Here is a 17,656-nt window from a genome sequence, read left to right on the forward strand (position 1 = left end):
GCAAAACCGGTCGCCCTTTCGATTCGGACGATATGCGCTGAGCGGCATTCGCCGGGCGGATGATCCGGCTTAGCTCCGCACGATGATCTTCACTCGATCCCCCGCCTGCAGCCGGGCTCCCCGGTCGAGCGCATTGAGGACCAGAAAGCGCTCCAGTTGCGCATCGGTAAAGGCCATCTGTCGGGCGAGCGTCTCTGGCGTGTCGCCCGCCTTCACGCGAACCACCTTCACCCGGTAGCCCTTGGCGGCGGCTGCCTCGGCAGCCGACAAGCGGCGCATGCTTTCGACCAGCGGCTGAAAGGGACCGATGCCCTGCCCCGACCGCGCCATGGTCACGAAATGATAGGCTACGCCGCCATTGTCCGGCCGATAGGCGAAAACGCCGACATCGAGCGGACCCGCATTGCTGCTGGCTGTGCCAAAGGCATAGCGGAAATCGATGCCATTGGCCTTGCCGGACCGTATCTCGCCGTAGCGCATATTGGCCTGAAGGCTTGCGAAAACCTGGCCGACATAGCCGTCGAGGCCATTCTGGCCGATCTTCGCGCCCGAGAAGGTCGCCTGACCGCCCGACCCCGAAATGGTGACCGCAGCATCTCCGTTGTTCAGGCTGTATCCGCTGGGCACGGTGAAAGCGAGCCGCTGGGTCGGCAGCCGGAACTCGCGCCCCTCGGTATAGCCCTTGGCGGGGTCCTCGCCCCAGGCAAGCCCATCCACTGCGTCGAGCAGGGCGTCGCGGTTGCGCGCGCCGCGGCCGGACTTGCCCGTCGCATCGGCCTTTGACGCCGCACGACGAACGCGATCCTCCGAATTGGGGTGCGTGCTTGCCCAGGTCGGCAAGCTGTTCTTCTGCCCGGTGAGCTGCGCCTCGAGCGACTGCTGATTGCCCAGGATGGCGAGCATGTCGGACGAGGCCAGCGGATCGTAGCCCGCGTTGGCGAGATAGCGCACGCCGAGATCGTCGGCCTGATATTCCTGGGTCCGCGAAAATCCCTTGGTGATCAGGTCGGCGCCGACGCCGGCCCCGCGACCGATGAGGCTACCGACACCGGAATTCCCTGCCACCGCGCCAACGATGCCGGCCAGCACCGACGTGATGGTCGCCGTCTGCTGACGTTTGGCCGAGTGGCGGGCGGCGACGTGGCCGACCTCATGACCCAGCACGGATGCCAGTTCCGCCTCGTCGTTCATCAGCGCGAGCAGGCCGCGCGTGACATAGACATAGCCGCCCGGAATGGCGAAGGCGTTGTTCACCGGCGAATCGAGCAGTGTGACGGTGAAGTCGCGTTCGGAATTGGACAGGCCGGACTGCACCGCGATCTTCTTTCCGACGCGCGAGACATAGTCCGCTGCCGGGCCCTTCATCGCGCCGCCGAATTCCTGGACGAGCTGCGGATGCGCCTCTGCGCCCGTCTTCCGGTCGCTCGCCGAGATCGACTGGGTCTGCGCTGCGGCGGGGACGGAAACGACAGGAACGGCCAGACCGACACAGGCCGAGATCAGTAATTTTTTCATGCGTGCCCTCCTTCGCAACGCATAAAGCTCCCGCCGCGGAACGGTTCCGTTACGAGCCGTCAGCCGATGGCGAGAAACTTGTCCCGGCGGGCCGCGCGCAGCGTCGCCGGCTTCTTGCCCGCCATCTTGTCGAGCTCCTCGCCGATCGCGTCGCCCAGCGCAGCAATGGCAGCGGCGGGATCACGATGTGCGCCGCCGACCGGTTCGGGCACGATCCGGTCCACGACGCCGAGCTTCTGCAGGTCGGCGGCCGTCATCTTCATCGCTTCGGCCGCGTCGGCGGCCTTGTCCCCGGTGCGCCACAGGATCGAGGCGCAACCTTCCGGCGAAATCACCGAATAGACGGCATGTTCGAACATCAGCACGCGATTGGCGGCGGCAACGGCGATCGCGCCGCCCGAACCGCCCTCACCCACGATCGCAGCGACCATCGGCACGCCCAGCGCCAGACAGGCCTCGGTCGAGCGGGCGATCGCCTCCGCCTGCCCGCGCTCTTCCGCCTGCACGCCGGGGAACGCACCCGATGTGTCGACCAGCGAAACGACCGGCAGGCCGAAGCGGTCGGCCAGTTCCATCAGCCGGATAGCCTTGCGATAGCCCTCGGGCTTGGCCATGCCGAAATTGTGGCGGATGCGCGACGCCGTGTCGTCGCCCTTCTCATGGCCGATCACCATGACCTTGCGGTCGCCGATGCGGCCGAGCCCCCCGATGATCGCCTGATCGTCGGCGAAGGCGCGATCGCCGGCCAAAGGCACGAAATCGCTGACGAAGCCCGCGACATAATGTTTGAAATGCGGCCGCTCGGCATGACGGGCGACCTGCGTCTTCTGCCAGGGCGAGAGCTTCGCATAAGTGTCGCGCAACAGCTTTTCGGACTTGGCCGCAAGCTTCGCGACCTCGCTGTCGATGTCGAGCGACCCCGCATCGGCGGTCGAGCGGAGTTCCGATATCCGCGCCTCAAGCTCGGCGATCGGCTTTTCGAATTCGAGATAGGCTACCATGCGCCCCGGTTAGGCGGACCTGCGCCCCCAGTCAACGAAGGCGCCTCTCCCTCCCGATCGCGGCCACCCCTTGAAGGTCCATGAGGCCCTCCTATCTCGATCGTGTCGGCCGTCGCCACCCGGGGCGGCACGACAACCCGGCGGGTCTCCCGCGGGTACTAAGGTCAATCGCTTTATGAGGACATGGACCCTATGCGTACTCTTGATTTCGCTCCCCTTCTCCGTTCTTCGATCGGCTTCGAGAATCTGAACCGGCTGGTCGATTTCGCGCGCGGCGACAGCGACAGCTACCCGCCCTATAATATCGAGAAGACCGGTGACGGCGCCTACCGCATCCAGATGGCGCTTGCCGGCTTCACGCGCGAGGAGATCGACGTGACCGTGCAGGACAATATGCTGATCATCATCGGCCGCGCGGCCGAGGCGACCGAGGAAGGCCAGCGCGAGTTCCTGCACCGCGGAATCGCCAAGCGCGCGTTCGAGCGTCGCTTCCAGCTCGCCGACACGATCAAGGTCACCGGCGCAGGCTATGAGAACGGTCTGCTCAACGTCGACCTCGTGCGCGAGATTCCCGAGCATAAGAAGCCGCGGCGCATAGCCATCGACGGCGTCGAACCGACCGCCGTGATCGACGCCAAGGCCGCCTGAGCCCTTCGCCAGGGACGGTAAAGGAAAGCCGGGCCGAAAGGTCCGGCTTTTTCGATTCGCGTGGGATCGGTCGCCGCCAGCCCCTCCCTGGCCGTCGAAAGAGCGCTCCGTTCACGTCACCGTAACTTAGCCGCCTTCGTGCCTTGCATAGTGGGGATACCCCTGCTAACCGCGCCGCAACCCGTGGGGGGACGCTTCTGGCGGCCCCTTTTTCGCATGGGCCGAACCAACTATGGGGGATTGAAAGCGCGTGGAGAATTCCGGCGGTATTCAGGCTAGCCTCAGCGGACGTTATGCGACTGCGCTGTTCGATCTGGCGCGTGACGAGAAGGCGATAGATGCGGTTTCCGCGAGCCTTCAAACGCTGAAGGGCGCTCTCGCCGATTCGGATGATTTCCGTCGGCTGACCACCAGCCCGCTCGTGACCCGTGCGGAAGCCCTCAAGGCTGTCGCGGCGACGGCGGCAGCTTTGGGGATCGATCCCCTGACGACGAAGTTCCTGGGCGTGCTGGCGCAGAACCGCCGCCTCGGACAGATCGGCCAGGTCATTCGCGCCTTCAACAATCTCGCGGCTGCCCATCGCGGCGAAATCACCGCGGAGGTCACCTCGGCCCGCGCGCTGACCGCGACCCAGGTCAAGGCGCTCAAGGCCAAGCTCAAGACCCAGCTCGCCCGCGACGTCGCGGTCGACCTCACCGTTGACCCGTCGATTCTCGGCGGCCTGATCGTCAAGGTCGGCTCGCGCCAGATCGACGGTTCGATCCGCTCCAAACTGAACTCCCTCGCGATTGCGATGAAAGGCTGAACATGGATATCCGCGCCGCAGAAATCTCGAAGGTCATCCGCGACCAGATCGCCAGCTTCGGCACCGAAGCGCAGGTCTCCGAAGTCGGCCAGGTGCTGTCGGTCGGCGACGGCATCGCCCGCATCCACGGTCTCGACAATGTCCAGGCCGGTGAGATGGTCGAGTTCGCCAACGGCATCAAGGGCATGGCCCTGAACCTCGAAGCCGACAATGTCGGCGTCGTGATCTTCGGTTCGGACAGCCAGATCAAGGAAGGCGACGTCGTCAAGCGCACCGGCACCATCGTCGACGTCCCGGTCGGCAAGGGCCTGCTCGGTCGCGTGGTCGACGGTCTCGGCAATCCGATCGACGGCAAGGGCCCGATCGTCTCCGATCAGCGCAGCCGCGTCGAGGTCAAGGCGCCCGGCATCATCCCGCGCAAGTCGGTGCACGAGCCCGTGCAGACCGGCATCAAGGCGCTCGACGCGCTCGTCCCCGTGGGCCGTGGCCAGCGCGAGCTGATCATCGGCGACCGTCAGACCGGCAAGTCGGCCGTCGCGATCGACACCTTCATCAACCAGAAGGAAGCCAATAAGGGCGACGACGAGAGCAAGAAGCTCTACTGCATCTACGTCGCCGTCGGCCAGAAGCGCTCGACCGTCGCGCAGCTCGTCCGCACGCTCGAAGAAAATGGCGCTATGGAATATTCGATCGTGGTCGCCGCGACCGCGTCGGATCCCGCTCCGCTCCAGTATCTCGCGCCCTACACCGGCGTCGCCATGGGCGAATATTTCCGCGACAACGGCATGCACGCCCTGATCGTCTATGACGATCTCTCGAAGCAGGCCGTCGCCTACCGTCAGATGTCGCTCCTGCTCCGCCGTCCGCCGGGCCGCGAAGCCTATCCGGGCGACGTGTTCTACCTGCACAGCCGCCTGCTCGAGCGCGCCGCGAAGCTCAACGACGCCAACGGCAACGGCTCGCTGACCGCGCTGCCGATCATCGAGACCCAGGCCGGCGACGTGTCTGCCTATATTCCGACCAACGTGATCTCGATCACCGACGGCCAGATCTTCCTCGAGACCGATCTGTTCAACGCCGGTATCCGTCCGGCGATCAACGTCGGCCTGTCGGTCAGCCGCGTCGGCTCGGCCGCACAGACCAAGGCGATGAAGAAGGTGGCCGGCTCGATCAAGCTCGAGCTCGCTCAGTATCGCGAAATGGCTGCCTTCGCGCAGTTCGGTTCGGACCTCGACGCCTCGACGCAGAAGCTGCTCAACCGTGGCGCCCGTCTGACCGAGCTGCTCAAGCAGCCGCAGTTCAACCCGCTCCCCTTCGAGGAGCAGGTCGTGTCGATCTTCGCGGGCGTGAACGGCTATATCGACGCCTTCCCCGTCACCTCGGTGGTCCGTTTCGAAGCGGCCCTGCTGTCGGAGTTCCGGTCGCGTCATGCCGATATCCTGACCGACATCCGCACCACCAAGGATCTGTCGGACGAGACCAAGGGCAAGCTCAAGGCCGCGCTCGACGCTTTCGTGAAGACCTTCGCCTAAACGCTTGGGGCGCCGGAGAAATCCGGCGCCGCATATCGAAGAAAGACGGACAGTAAATGCCCAGTCTGAAGAGCCTGAAGGTCCGCATCACTTCGGTGAAGTCGACCCAGAAGATAACCAAGGCGATGAAGATGGTCGCCGCCGCGAAGCTGCGTCGTGCGCAGCAGGCGGCAGAGGCCGGGCGCCCCTATGCCGAGCGGCTCAATGCCGTGATGGCGAGCCTTGCCTCGAAGGTGACCGTCGGCCCGCAGAGCCCGAAGCTTCTTGCCGGAACCGGTAACGATCAGGTTCACCTGCTCGTCGTCGCGACGTCCGAGCGGGGCCTCGCCGGTGCGTTCAACACGAACATCGTCCGCGCGGCCCGCAAGGCCGCCGACGCTCTGCTCGCGCAGGGCAAGACGGTGAAGTTCTACCTGATCGGCAAGAAGGGCCGCGCGGTCATCGCCCGGCTCTATCCGGGCAAGATCGTGCACCAGGTCGACCAGACCCACATCAAGAACGTCGCTTTCGCCGACGCGCACCAGGTCTCGGAAGACCTGATCGCGCGTTATGCCGCCGGTGAGTTCGACGTGGCGCACCTGTTCTTCGCGAAGTTCCAGTCGGCACTGGTTCAGGAGCCCACCCAGCTGCAGATCATCCCGGTCCCGCTCACGCCCGCCACGGGCACGGCGGCTTCGGGTGCGTCCGCCGCGGTGGAATATGAGCCCGACGAGGAAGCAATCCTCGCCGAGTTGCTCCCGCGCAACGTGGCCATCCAGCTGTTCCGGGCGATGCTCGAAAATGCAGCGTCCGAGCAGGGCAGCCGCATGACGGCGATGGATAACGCGACCCGCAACGCCGGCGACATGATCAACCGTCTGACCATCCAGTATAACCGGACCCGTCAGGCCGCGATCACCACCGAACTCGTCGAAATCATCTCGGGCGCCGAAGCGCTCTAACGAACCAGGCCAGCAAGGAAACGCAACATGGCTACCACCACCAACAATGTCGGGCGCATCAGCCAGGTCATCGGCGCCGTCGTCGACGTGACCTTCGACGGCGGCACCCTCCCCGCGATCCTGAACGCGCTCGAGACGAAGAACGGCGACAACCGCCTCGTCCTCGAAGTCGCGCAGCACCTGGGCGAGAACACCGTCCGCACGATCGCCATGGATGCGACCGAGGGTCTGACCCGCGGCCAGGCCGTGACCGACACCGGCTCGCAGATCCGCGTTCCCGTCGGGCCCCGCACGCTGGGCCGCATCCTGAACGTCGTCGGTGAGCCGATCGACGAGCGTGGTCCGGTCGACACCGACCTGAGCGCCCCGATCCACGCCGAGGCCCCGCTGTTCGTCGACCAGTCGACCGAGACCAGCATCCTCGTCACCGGCATCAAGGTCATCGACCTGCTGGCCCCCTATTCGAAGGGCGGCAAGATCGGCCTGTTCGGCGGCGCCGGCGTGGGCAAGACCGTGCTCATCCAGGAGCTGATCAACAACATCGCCAAGGGCCATGGCGGCACCTCGGTGTTCGCCGGCGTCGGCGAGCGTACCCGCGAGGGCAACGATCTCTATCACGAGTTCCTCGACGCGGGCGTCATCGCCAAGGACGCCGACGGCAACCCGACCCCCGAGGGCTCGAAGGTCGCTCTGGTGTTCGGCCAGATGAACGAGCCGCCGGGCGCCCGCGCTCGCGTCGCCCTGTCGGGCCTGACGATCGCCGAATATTTCCGTGACGTTGAAGGCCAGGACGTGCTGTTCTTCGTCGACAACATCTTCCGCTTCACCCAGGCGGGTTCGGAAGTGTCGGCTCTGCTCGGCCGTATTCCTTCGGCCGTGGGCTATCAGCCGACCCTGTCGACCGACATGGGCGCTCTGCAGGAGCGCATTACCTCGACCAACAAGGGCTCGATCACCTCGGTGCAGGCGATCTACGTTCCCGCGGACGACCTTACCGACCCTGCTCCGGCAACCTCCTTCGCCCACCTCGACGCCACGACCGTGCTGTCGCGCGCCATCTCCGAGCTGGGCATCTACCCGGCCGTTGATCCGCTCGACTCGACGAGCCGCGTCCTCGAGCCGCGCGTTGTCGGCCAGGAGCATTATGAAACCGCCCGTGCGGTTCAGGAGACCCTGCAGAAGTACAAGTCGCTGCAGGACATCATCGCGATCCTCGGCATGGACGAGCTCTCGGAAGAGGACAAGCTGACCGTCCAGCGCGCCCGCAAGATCCAGCGCTTCCTGTCGCAGCCGTTCCACGTCGCCGAAGTCTTCACCGGCATCTCCGGCAAGTTCGTGTCGATCGAGGACACGGTGAAGTCGTTCAAGGCCGTCGTCGACGGTGAATATGACCACCTTCCCGAAGCCGCTTTCTACATGGTCGGCGGCATCGACGAAGTGGTCGAAAAGGCGAAGAAGCTGGCCGCCGAAGCGGCCTGATGAACGACCGGCCGCGCATCGAGGATGCGGTCAACGAACTCTGCCCCTGGTCGGGAAAACCGATCGCGGCAGATTCGCTGACCCGCTATCGCGGCGCGGTGGTCGGCTTCTGCAACCCGGGTTGCCGGGACAAGTTCGAGAAAGCCACCACGGCCTTCGACCTTGTCCTGCAAGCCAGACAGGATTGATCGATGGCAGATCTGCATTTCGAACTCGTCACCCCGGAAAAGCTCCTCCGCTCGGAAGACGTGCACATGGTGGTGGTCCCGGGAGCCGAGGGCGATTTCGGCGTTCTCGCCGGGCACGCGCCGTTCATGTCGACCGTCAGGGCCGGTGAACTGGCGATCTATTCCGGACCGAACACCATCGCGGCACGCATTCATGTCGAAGGTGGGTTCGCGGAGGTGAACGAGAAGGGTCTGACCGTGCTGGCCGAAAAGGCCAGCGAAGTCTGAGGAACCCTTTTCCTTGCGCAAAAATCAGCCCGGCGCTTCGGCGGCCGGGCTTTTTTGTTTCTGTAGCGATTTTCCGCGCGATATTCGCGACGAACAGCGGAACCAAGTGACGGGTCGCTAAAGGATGTGGATGCGTATCGCAACGATATCGCGCTACATCCCGTAGATAGAGCGAACAGGGTGGGCCCTATGGCGAATATCGACGCGACGCAGGACAGCCAGATCACCTTTATGACGGGCATAGATGCCAGCGGCATTCTCGTCGCCCGGAGTTTCTGGACCTGGAACAACGACAGCCCCGCAACCTATAGTTCCAGCCCCAATTATACAGCCAAGTTCGGCCCCGGAACCGCGGGAACGGGGGCCACGATAAGCTATGCCTTCGATCCCGCTTCGAACTGGTCGAGCGTCGAACAGCAGGCCTTTGTGCAGACGGCGGCGTTGTGGTCGGCCGTCGCCAATATCACCTTCGTAGCGGGCAGCGTCGGCAGTGCGGACATAACGCTGAGCCGGGCGACGGACGGCTCGGCATCGGGCGGACAATCGACCTTTTTCCCCGGCGCGACCGGGACCGCACGGGTTGGACGGGCGACCGAAGGCGGGATGGCGATCGACACGAGCACGCCCGGCTTCGGCCCGCTCGGCGCGGCGTTCTCCGAATATGGCGGCTATCCCTATACGACGCTGATCCACGAATGGGGCCATGTCCTCGGTCTCGGCCATGGCGGCCCCTATGATGAGGGCGCCTCGATCTCGGAAACCGCCAACACGATTTACGACAACCGCGCCTGGACAATCATGTCCTACCTGGATCCGGACAGTTCGTTTCGCTGGGGGACGTCGCGTTCGAGCAATGGCCTGTCCTATGGCAACGACCCGACGACGCCGATGATGCTCGACATCCTCGCGATCCAGCGCATCTATGGCGTCGCCGTCAACACCCCCCTCTCGGGTGGGCAGACCTATGGCTTCAACAGCAATATCGGCGGGGACATCGGCAAATTCTTCGACTTCACGCAGAACAGCCGCCCGATCGTCACCCTGTGGAACAAGGGCGTCGGCAATACGCTCGACCTGTCGGGCTTTTCCCAGGACTCCACCGTCGATCTGCGCGCCGGCAGCTTCAGCAGCGTCGCGGGCCTCACCAAGAATATCGCGATCGCCTATGACACGCGCATCGACAGCCTGATCCTCGGCAACGGCAATGACGTTGCGACCGCCAACGACAACAGCGACGTCGTCATGGGCGGGCTGGGTGCGGATTCGATCACGGGAGGCAGCGGCAACGACCATCTTTATGGCGCAGCCGCGACGGCGCTGGCCGGCGACGGTGCCGACACGCTGAACGCGGGTGCGGGCAGCGACTATCTGCAGGGCAATGCCGGCGACGACAGTCTTTATGGCCAGACGGGCTCGGACCGTATCTTCGGCGGTCAGGGTAATGACCGCATCGATGGCGGCGACGGCAACGATAGCGTGAACGGCAACCTCGGCAATGACAGCATTGCGGGCGGCAATGGCAATGATTCGCTTCGCGGCGGACAGGGCAATGACAGCATATCCGGGGATGCCGGCGACGACCTGTTGATCGGCGATCTCGGCGCCGACACGCTTTCCGGCGGCAACGGGATCGACCGGCTTACCGGCGGCGGCGACGCAGATCTGTTCCTCTATGCCAATGGCGATGCGGCCTTCCTCTCGTCCGCACTCGATTCGATCACCGACTTCGCGGATGGGATCGACCGGATTCGCCTGGGATTCACGCCCACCAGCGTTACGCTTCTCTCGGCGACCGGATCGCTCGATGCCACGGCGGCATCTGCGGTGCAGATCATCAACGCAGCAGGATCGACGGCCCTGGTCGCGACGACGATCGGTGGCGACGTCTATCTCTTCTACGATACGGGGCCGACGACTCCTCTCGAAGCCATCCGGCTTTCGGGATTGAATGACGCGGGGCTGATCGGTCTCGCCGACTTTGGCTAACCGCAGACGCCTGAAAATTAACCGATTCTGAGGAGTTTTCGCCTTATCTCCTGCCAGGGTTGATCGGCCGAGAGGCAGGGTGAATGAGTGCGTTCGGCAAGAGAGGCGCAATGACGCATGGGGCGAAGCCCGCCTTTGGCGTGGCGCGCCCGATGCACGGCGATGCCCCCTCCCCTTTGGCGGGCGGCTCGCAATTTCCGCCTCTCGAAAGTGCCTTTCCTGGTGCCGGCAGCGACCCCTTCGCAGGGTTGCCCAGCTTCGACGATCCGATCGCCGCCAGCGAGGAGGATGCCGCAGGCAGCCGCCAGATCGACGCGATGACCCGTCTGGCCATTCGCGAGGCGGCATCGGGTGATGCGGGGCGCTCACGTGTCGAAGGCTTCGAAGCCTCGATCCACAAGATCAAGGAACAGGTACTCCCGCGCCTGCTCGAGCGCGTCGATCCCGAAGCGGCAGCTTCGCTCAGCAAGGATGAACTCGCCGAGGAATTCCGGCCGATCATCGGCGAGGTGCTCGCTGAACTGCGCATCACGCTGAACCGGCGCGAGCAGTTCGCACTCGAAAAGGTCCTGATCGACGAACTGCTCGGCCTCGGGCCGCTGGAGGAACTGCTCAGCGATCCGCTCATCACCGACATCATGGTCAACGGACCCGACCAGACCTATGTCGAACGCAAGGGCAAGCTCGAGCTCGCCAAGGTCAACTTCCGCGACGAGGAGCATCTGTTCCAGATCGCCCAGCGGATCGTGTCGAAGGTCGGCCGCCGCGTCGACCAGACGACTCCGCTCGCCGATGCGCGTCTGACCGACGGCAGCCGCGTCAACGTGATCGTGCCGCCGCTGTCGCTGCGCGGCACCGCGATCTCGATCCGCAAATTCTCGTCCAAGCCGATCACGCTCGACATGATGGCGCGCAGTGGCTCGATGAGCGAGCGCATGGCGACGATGCTGAAGATCTCGGGCGCGAGCCGCTTCAACGTCGTCATCTCCGGCGGTACCGGCTCGGGCAAGACGACGATGCTCAATGCGCTGTCGAAGATGATCGACCCCGGCGAACGCGTGATCACGATCGAAGACGCGGCGGAACTGCGCCTTCAGCAGCCGCACTGGCTCCCGCTGGAGACGCGGCCCGCCAATCTCGAAGGCCAGGGGGCGATCTCGATCCGCGACCTGGTCGTCAACGCGCTGCGCATGCGCCCCGACCGCATCATCCTGGGCGAAATCCGCGGCCCCGAATGTTTCGACATGCTGGCCGCGATGAACACCGGCCATGACGGCTCGATGTGCACTCTCCACTCGAACAGCCCGCGCGAGGCGCTGGCTCGAATGGAGAATATGGTGATGATGTCGGACATCAAGGTGCCGAAGGAAGCCATCTCGAAGCAGATCGCAGATTCGGTCGACCTCATCGTCCAGGTCAAGCGCCTCCGTGACGGCTCCCGCCGGGTCACGAGCATCACCGAGGTGCTGGGCATGGAAGGCCCGGTGATCATCACCCAGGAACTGTTCAAGTTCGAATATCACGCCGAAGATACCGAAGGTAAGATCATCGGCGAGTTCGTGCCCACCGGCCTGCGCCCCTACACCATCGAGAAAGCCCGGCAGTTCGGTTTCGATCAGGCGCTTCTCGAAGCCTGCCTCTGAACGGAGCTCATTCGCCCCTCAGCCACCAGGCGGCGAAGACCGCCGTCAGCAACAGCGACAGGACCGCCAGCAGCGACCACGGTATCCAAGCGATTCGCCCGCGCTCGCGATCGGCGTCGCGCTGGCGATGATTTTTCCAGTCGGCAGCGATGGATAGCACCGTCAGTAAGGCGAAGCACAATGTCGGCCATGCGTAATCCGATTGCACCTTGTTCGGGCTCCGTCATGATGGGTCGTCAAAACCATATCGGGAGTAAGATGCCCATGCGCTACCCGCTTCTCGTCGCCCTCGGCCTTTCGCTCGTCGTACCGTCCCTGGCGGTTGCGGCTCCGGCCCCCTCTCCCGCGCTTGCCAAGGCGCTCGAGGACAATCGCCGGAGCGAGACGAACCGCGCCCGCGATGCCTATCGCCATCCCGCCGAAACCCTGGCCTTCTTCGAAGTCTCGCCCGGACAGACGGTGGTAGAATATTATCCGGGAGGTGGCTGGTACACCGAGATTCTGGCGCCCATGCTCAAGGGCAATGGCCGTTATGTGGCGATGCCACCGGCGTCGGAACGCGGCCTCAACGCCGCCAAGGCCATGCTCGATCGCAACAAGGACTGGTTCGGCACGGTCGAGGTCGTTCCGTTCAGCCCCACCGAAGCCTCGACCTTCCCTGCCGGAACCGCCGACCGTGTCCTGACCTTCCGCAACGTCCACAACCTCATCATGGCGGGCGATGCGGTGGCAGCGAAGGCCTTTGCCGACTTCTACGCGGCGTTGAAGCCGGGCGGCATCCTCGGCGTCGTCGACCATCGCCTGCCCGAGGAGATGGACAGCGCGAAGGAGAAGGAAAGCGGCTACCTAAAGCGCTCGACGATCATCCGCCTAGCCAGCGCGGCGGGGTTCAAGCTTGCGGGCGAATCCCCGATCAACGCCAATCCGAAGGACACGCACGATTGGCCCAAGGGCGTCTGGACCCTGCCCCCGACGCTGAGCCTGGGAGAGGTCGATCGCGCCAAATATCTGGCGATCGGCGAAAGCGACCGAATGACGCTCAAGTTCGTCAAACCCGCAAGCTGAAGAACAAGGGCCGTCGCGAACATCTTCGCGACGGCCCCGATATCCATGGGTCGACGACCGGCAGAGCCGGCCGGAGTGCTCATTTCAGCTTGTTGATCTGTTCCTGCATGGCCGCAAGTTGCGCCTTGAGGGCTTCGACTTCATTGCGCGGCGCGGTCTCCGCAACCGCCTCATCCTTCGTCGCTGCGGTACGCGGCGGCTTGAAGGCGCTGGCGGCGGCTTCGAGCATTTCCATGTTGCGCTTCGCGATCTCGGCGAACGGGCCGCCGGCAAAGGCGCCTTCCATTGCCTGACGGAACTGCGTCTGGTTGCGGCGGAACGCATCCATCGACGCTTCGAGATATTGCGGCACCATCGACTGCATCGAATCGCCATAAAGCGAGATCAGCTGACGGAGGAAGCTGACCGGCAACATGGTCTGCCCGCGATTCTCTTCCTCCATGATGATCTGGGTCAGCACATTGTGCGTGATGTCCTCTTCGGACTTGGCGTCGATCACCTTGAAGTCGCGGCCTTCGCGCGTCATCGTCGCGAGATGGTCGAGTGTGATGTAACTCGAAGTTTCGGTATTGTAGAGCCGACGATTGGCGTATTTCTTGATGATGACCGTGCCCGAGCCGTCCGATGATTTCGCCATGATACCCCGCCTGCCCAACAGTTCTGGCGGGAGCATAGCACCAAATCTTTCCGCGCCGCAACACAGGCCGCGCCCCCTTCCCCTGTTCCTCGACATGCTGCGCAGCGAAACCGGCCATGATCCAGGCCGGATGAAGGCTGCACTGGCTGGCCTGCGCGCCTATCAATCGGCCCCGCGCACGCCGCGCGCTCCGGCGCCCAGGCTGGTCGGCCAGAACGGACGGGTGCGGATCCATGGCTATGCGACCTCGGGGCGGCCCGTCCTGTTCGTACCTTCGTTGATCAACGGCTGCGAGATCCTTGATCTCAGTCTGAAAAATTCGATGATGCGGGGCCTGGCCGCGCGCGGACTGCAGCCTTTGCTGCTCGATTGGGGAACCCCGGGCCCCGACGAAGCCGATCTCGACATTGGCGGCCATGTCGAACGCTATATTTTGCCCGCGCTCGATCTCGTCGGACCAGATGCGGTGTTGGCAGGCTATTGCCTTGGCGGGACGATGAGCATCGCCGCTGCCGCGCTGAGGGCGCCGCGCGCCTTGATCCTGATTGCTGCGCCCTGGAATTTCGACGGATTCTCTTCGCAGACGCGAAACGATCTGCTGCACCTGTGGGAAGGTGCCGCGCCCGCCGCGGAGCGGCTCGGCCTGCTTCCCGCGGAAATATTGCAGCAGATCTTCTGGCGGATCGACCCCACCAGGACGATCGCCAAGTTCGAGGATTTTTCCGCCCGGGACCCTGCCAGTGAGGAGGCGCACAATTATGTCGCGGTGGAGGACTGGGCGAATGACGGGCCTCCGATGAGCTTTGCGGCAGGGCGCCAGTTGATGAAGACGCTGATGGTCGAGAATGCGACCGGCCAGGGCCAATGGCGCGTCGCCGGCAAGGCGATCGGCGCGGAGAGCCTCGGCATGCCGGTGCTGAACATCGCTTCGACGATCGACCGGATCACGCCCGAGGCGACCGCGCTTCCGCATGGCGAGCGCATCTCTCTCGCGGAAGGGCATGTCGGCATGGTGGTCGGGCGAAAGGCGCCGGGCTCGCTGTGGCAACACATCGACCGATGGGTTTCGCAGCTGCAAAACTCCTGATAGTCGACACGCGGACAAAATCCCGCGTGAGTCGATCATATCGGGCCATTCAGAGCCCTTCGCACGCGCGGCAGACAGCAGGAGCTCGACCATGACCGATATCGTGATCACCGGAGCGAAACGCACCCCCGTCGGGAGCTTCCTCGGCGCCTTCGCCGCCACGCCCGCGCATGAACTGGGGCGCATCGCCATCGATGCAGCCCTGCGCCAGGCCGGAGTCGCCGCCGATGAGGTGGACGAGGTCGTGTTCGGTCAGGTTCTCACGGCCGGCCAGGGGCAGAACCCGGCGCGGCAGGCCGCGATCAACGCGGGCATTCCCAAGGAGGCGACCGCCTTCGGCATCAATCAGGTCTGCGGGTCGGGCCTGCGTGCGGTAGCGCTGGCGGCACAGTCGATCCGCTGCGGCGATGCGCGGATCGTCGTTGCCGGCGGTCAGGAGAATATGTCGTTGTCGCCGCATGCGCAGCACATGCGGAACGGTGCGAAGATGGGCAATGCGACGCTCATCGACACGATGATCGTCGACGGCCTGACCGACGCCTTCAACGGCTACCATATGGGAATCACCGCGGAGAATCTGGCCGAGAAATACCAGATCGCCCGCGAGGAGCAGGACGCCTTCGCCGTAGCGAGCCAGAACAAGGCAGAGGCGGCGCGCGCCGGCGGCCGCTTCGCGGACGAGATCGTGCCCGTGACCGTCAAGAGCCGCAAGGGCGAGACGATCGTCGATCAGGACGAATATATTCGCGCGGGCGCGACGCTCGATGCGATGGCCGCCCTGAAACCGGCCTTCAAGAAGGATGGATCGGTTACCGCCGGTAACGCCAGCGGGATCAACGATGGCGCGGCAGCGCTCGTCCTCATGACCGCCGAGGAGGCGGCAAAGCGTGGCGCACCGGTGCTCGGCAAGATCGCCAGCTGGGCGACCTGCGGCGTCGATCCCTCGATCATGGGCATCGGCCCGGCTCCGGCCAGCACGCTGGCCCTGCAGAAGGCCGGCTGGTCGATCGAGGACCTCGACCTGATCGAGGCCAATGAAGCCTTTGCGGCACAGGCTCTGGCGGTCGGCAAGGAGCTCGGCTGGAATCCGGACATCGTCAACGTCAATGGCGGCGCGATCGCGATCGGCCATCCGATCGGCGCGTCGGGAGCGCGCGTCCTGACCACGCTGCTCTACGAGATGGAAAAGCGCGACGCCCGCAAGGGTCTGGTCACGCTGTGCATCGGTGGGGGCATGGGCATCGCCATGTGCATCGAGCGCTGACCACGAGACGCCCGATGGACCGCCGTCGCCCGGCGGTCCATCGCTGCCGTTTACCCCTCCTCAACCTGTCTGCGCTTTAATCGCGGGAACTGGCAGTTTCGAGGATGATCATGGGCGACATGGCCGGGGAACACCCCGCACCCGCGGGCAAGCGCACGCGTAAGCGCGACAGCCTCCTGCTGATGGCCTCGATGCGTGCGGCGGGCGATTATGCCCGCCAGACCCAGCCGATCCGGATCCGCAATCTGTCGCCGACGGGTTTGATGGCGGATTCGGAGCTCGATTATGATCAGGGCGCGACCGTCGAGCTCGACATACGCGGCGTCGGCCTGGTCGAGGGCGAAATCGTGTGGGTTCGAGAAGGGCGGATGGGGATCACGTTCAAGGGCGTGATCGACCCTAAAAAGGCCCGGCGACAGGTCGTAAGCGGCAATGACGACAATCTGCGCAAGCTGGTCGACATCGGCCGGGTCCGCAGGCCTGGATTGAGGATCGACTGACCCTCAATCCTCCTGCGCTCTCAAAGGCGGGCCAAAGCCTCTTTGATCTTCAGCTTCTGCTTTTTCAGTTCGTTGATCAGCATCATGTCCGGAGAAGGCCGGCGGCTTTCTGCCGCGATCCTGGCCTCGATGCCTGCATGCTTCGCCAACATGGCGGACGAATGGGTAGTCGACATAGATAGCGTCTCCTTTCACCTCGTCTTGGGCCTGTGAATAAATCACGATTCGGCGATGCTGTCTTGGTTAAAAATTTCGGTTTGCCCGAGCCTTGGCCTCCACCGGGCGTAAGATGCAGGAAAAGCACGACAAGCCGTTCGACGACGTCACGGACTTGAGCCCGAGCGGGTTTCGCCGCTAGAATCGCGTTAAGGAAAGCCTGTTGCGGAGCGAGTCGTCTTGGACAGTGAATTGATCGAACGCCGCATTCACATCCTGCGACAGGAGCATGGCGACCTCGAAGCCGCGATCGTCGCCCTCCAGGCTGCTCCGGCCGTGGATCAATTGCAGCTGGCGCGGATCAAGAAGCGCAAGCTCCGGATCAAGGACGAGATCAGCCAGCTTGAGGATATGCTGATTCCCGATATCATCGCATGATTGTCAATTAACGCCGGCAACGGTCAGCGCCCGGGCGGAAAGGCCTCCGCCGGAGGGGCATCGCCCTCTCTCTTACGGACATAAAAAAAGAGGACCTCAGTCCTCCCTGCTGACCTTCTCGTTCCGCTCGTGGCGCTCCTGCGCCTCGACGGTCATGGTCGCGATCGGGCGAGCCTCCAGGCGGCCGAGCGAGATCGGCTCGCCAGTGACCTCGCAATAGCCATATTCGCCATCCTCGATCCGGCGCAGCGCCGCGTCGATCTTCGAGATCAGCTTGCGCTGACGATCGCGGGTGCGCAGCTCGATGGACCAGTCCGTCTCGCTCGATGCGCGATCGGTCAGATCCGGTTCGCGCAGCGAATCGATCTGCAGCTGTTGGAGGGTGCCCGCCGACTCCTTGAGGATCGAGTCCTTCCAGGCGAGGAGTTTCGCCTTGAAATAGGCAAGCTGCCTTTCGTTCATGAAAGGCTCGTCAGGCGATGGCCTGTAGTCGTCGTCCAGATC

General features: G+C 64.2%; 20 protein-coding genes. 14 read left to right on the forward strand and 6 right to left on the reverse strand.

All coding sequences use genetic code 11. From position 1 onward, the window contains the following. Positions 1-69: 69 nt before the first annotated feature. Both G6P88_RS02925 and G6P88_RS02930 read right to left on the reverse strand, forming a co-directional pair. Positions 70-1,515 (reverse strand): M48 family metalloprotease, encoded by a 1,446-nt coding sequence (locus G6P88_RS02925; protein WP_165321755.1) that lies wholly within the window; start codon positions 1,513-1,515, stop codon positions 70-72. Between the two features lie 59 nt (positions 1,516-1,574). Then, positions 1,575-2,516, reverse strand: coding sequence for an acetyl-CoA carboxylase carboxyltransferase subunit alpha (locus G6P88_RS02930; protein WP_165321756.1), 942 nt, complete (start codon positions 2,514-2,516; stop codon positions 1,575-1,577). A 192-nt stretch (positions 2,517-2,708) separates the two neighbouring features. Between G6P88_RS02930 and G6P88_RS02935 the strand changes: the two genes are divergently transcribed. The 9 genes from G6P88_RS02935 (at position 2,709) to G6P88_RS02975 (ending at position 12,005) form a co-directional block, all read left to right on the forward strand. After that, complete coding sequence (locus tag G6P88_RS02935; RefSeq protein WP_206335846.1) at positions 2,709-3,164, forward strand: Hsp20 family protein; 456 nt, start codon at positions 2,709-2,711, stop codon at positions 3,162-3,164. 250 nt (positions 3,165-3,414) lie between these two features. Then, a complete protein-coding gene (locus G6P88_RS02940) occupies positions 3,415-3,969 on the forward strand; it encodes a F0F1 ATP synthase subunit delta (protein WP_165321758.1) in 555 nt (184 codons plus the stop codon). A gap of 2 nt (positions 3,970-3,971) precedes the next feature. Further along, on the forward strand, positions 3,972-5,501 hold the full coding sequence (atpA, locus tag G6P88_RS02945; protein ID WP_165321759.1) for a F0F1 ATP synthase subunit alpha: 1,530 nt from the start codon (positions 3,972-3,974) through the stop codon (positions 5,499-5,501). Between the two features lie 56 nt (positions 5,502-5,557). Continuing rightward, positions 5,558-6,442 carry a F0F1 ATP synthase subunit gamma gene (locus tag G6P88_RS02950; protein WP_165321760.1) on the forward strand — a complete coding sequence of 295 codons (885 nt, stop codon included), beginning with the start codon at positions 5,558-5,560 and terminating at the stop codon, positions 6,440-6,442. A gap of 27 nt (positions 6,443-6,469) precedes the next feature. After that, positions 6,470-7,921 carry a F0F1 ATP synthase subunit beta gene (atpD, locus tag G6P88_RS02955; protein WP_165321761.1) on the forward strand — a complete coding sequence of 484 codons (1,452 nt, stop codon included), beginning with the start codon at positions 6,470-6,472 and terminating at the stop codon, positions 7,919-7,921. Continuing rightward, positions 7,921-8,109: an eL24 family ribosomal protein gene (locus G6P88_RS02960; RefSeq protein ID WP_165321762.1), complete on the forward strand. Its 189-nt coding sequence runs from the start codon at positions 7,921-7,923 to the stop codon at positions 8,107-8,109. Before atpD ends, G6P88_RS02960 begins: the two co-directional genes overlap by 1 nt. Positions 8,110-8,112: 3 nt before the next feature. Then, a complete protein-coding gene (locus G6P88_RS02965) occupies positions 8,113-8,376 on the forward strand; it encodes an ATP synthase F1 subunit epsilon (RefSeq protein WP_165321763.1) in 264 nt (87 codons plus the stop codon). Positions 8,377-8,565: 189 nt separating this feature from the next. Beyond that, positions 8,566-10,362, forward strand: a complete 1,797-nt coding sequence (locus G6P88_RS02970; protein ID WP_165321764.1) for a M10 family metallopeptidase C-terminal domain-containing protein — start codon at positions 8,566-8,568, stop codon at positions 10,360-10,362. 83 nt (positions 10,363-10,445) lie between these two features. Continuing rightward, positions 10,446-12,005, forward strand: coding sequence for a TadA family conjugal transfer-associated ATPase (locus G6P88_RS02975; protein WP_206335847.1), 1,560 nt, complete (start codon positions 10,446-10,448; stop codon positions 12,003-12,005). A 7-nt stretch (positions 12,006-12,012) separates the two neighbouring features. Here the strand turns inward: G6P88_RS02975 and G6P88_RS02980 are convergent, their stop codons facing one another. Next, positions 12,013-12,213, reverse strand: coding sequence for a hypothetical protein (locus tag G6P88_RS02980; RefSeq protein ID WP_206335848.1), 201 nt, complete (start codon positions 12,211-12,213; stop codon positions 12,013-12,015). Positions 12,214-12,269: 56 nt separating this feature from the next. Here G6P88_RS02980 and G6P88_RS02985 point away from each other — a divergent pair, with 56 nt between their 5' ends. Next, positions 12,270-13,070, forward strand: coding sequence for a class I SAM-dependent methyltransferase (locus G6P88_RS02985; protein WP_165324863.1), 801 nt, complete (start codon positions 12,270-12,272; stop codon positions 13,068-13,070). Positions 13,071-13,149: 79 nt separating this feature from the next. Here G6P88_RS02985 and phaR read toward each other — a convergent pair whose 3' ends face one another. Further along, entirely contained in the window at positions 13,150-13,707 is a 558-nt protein-coding gene (gene phaR / locus G6P88_RS02990) for a polyhydroxyalkanoate synthesis repressor PhaR (RefSeq protein ID WP_165321767.1), read from the reverse strand. 94 nt (positions 13,708-13,801) lie between these two features. Between phaR and G6P88_RS02995 the strand changes: the two genes are divergently transcribed. From G6P88_RS02995 to G6P88_RS03005, 3 genes are all read left to right on the forward strand, one after another. Then, on the forward strand, positions 13,802-14,794 hold the full coding sequence (locus G6P88_RS02995) for an alpha/beta fold hydrolase (RefSeq protein ID WP_165321768.1): 993 nt from the start codon (positions 13,802-13,804) through the stop codon (positions 14,792-14,794). A gap of 91 nt (positions 14,795-14,885) precedes the next feature. Beyond that, complete coding sequence (locus tag G6P88_RS03000) at positions 14,886-16,058, forward strand: acetyl-CoA C-acetyltransferase (RefSeq protein ID WP_165321769.1); 1,173 nt, start codon at positions 14,886-14,888, stop codon at positions 16,056-16,058. 119 nt (positions 16,059-16,177) lie between these two features. Continuing rightward, entirely contained in the window at positions 16,178-16,558 is a 381-nt protein-coding gene (locus tag G6P88_RS03005) for a PilZ domain-containing protein (RefSeq protein ID WP_226946699.1), read from the forward strand. A gap of 20 nt (positions 16,559-16,578) precedes the next feature. Here the strand turns inward: G6P88_RS03005 and G6P88_RS03010 are convergent, their stop codons facing one another. After that, positions 16,579-16,734 (reverse strand): YdcH family protein, encoded by a 156-nt coding sequence (locus G6P88_RS03010; protein WP_165321771.1) that lies wholly within the window; start codon positions 16,732-16,734, stop codon positions 16,579-16,581. Between the two features lie 220 nt (positions 16,735-16,954). Here G6P88_RS03010 and G6P88_RS03015 point away from each other — a divergent pair, with 220 nt between their 5' ends. Next, entirely contained in the window at positions 16,955-17,152 is a 198-nt protein-coding gene (locus tag G6P88_RS03015) for a YdcH family protein (protein ID WP_165321772.1), read from the forward strand. A gap of 96 nt (positions 17,153-17,248) precedes the next feature. On the opposite strand, the gene dksA is transcribed toward G6P88_RS03015, so the two are convergent. Continuing rightward, entirely contained in the window at positions 17,249-17,614 is a 366-nt protein-coding gene (gene dksA, locus G6P88_RS03020; RefSeq protein WP_226946700.1) for an RNA polymerase-binding protein DksA, read from the reverse strand. Between the last annotated feature and the right edge of the window lie 42 nt (positions 17,615-17,656).

It is taken from the genome of Rhizorhabdus phycosphaerae, assembly GCF_011044255.1.
GTDB lineage: Bacteria > Pseudomonadota > Alphaproteobacteria > Sphingomonadales > Sphingomonadaceae > Rhizorhabdus > Rhizorhabdus phycosphaerae.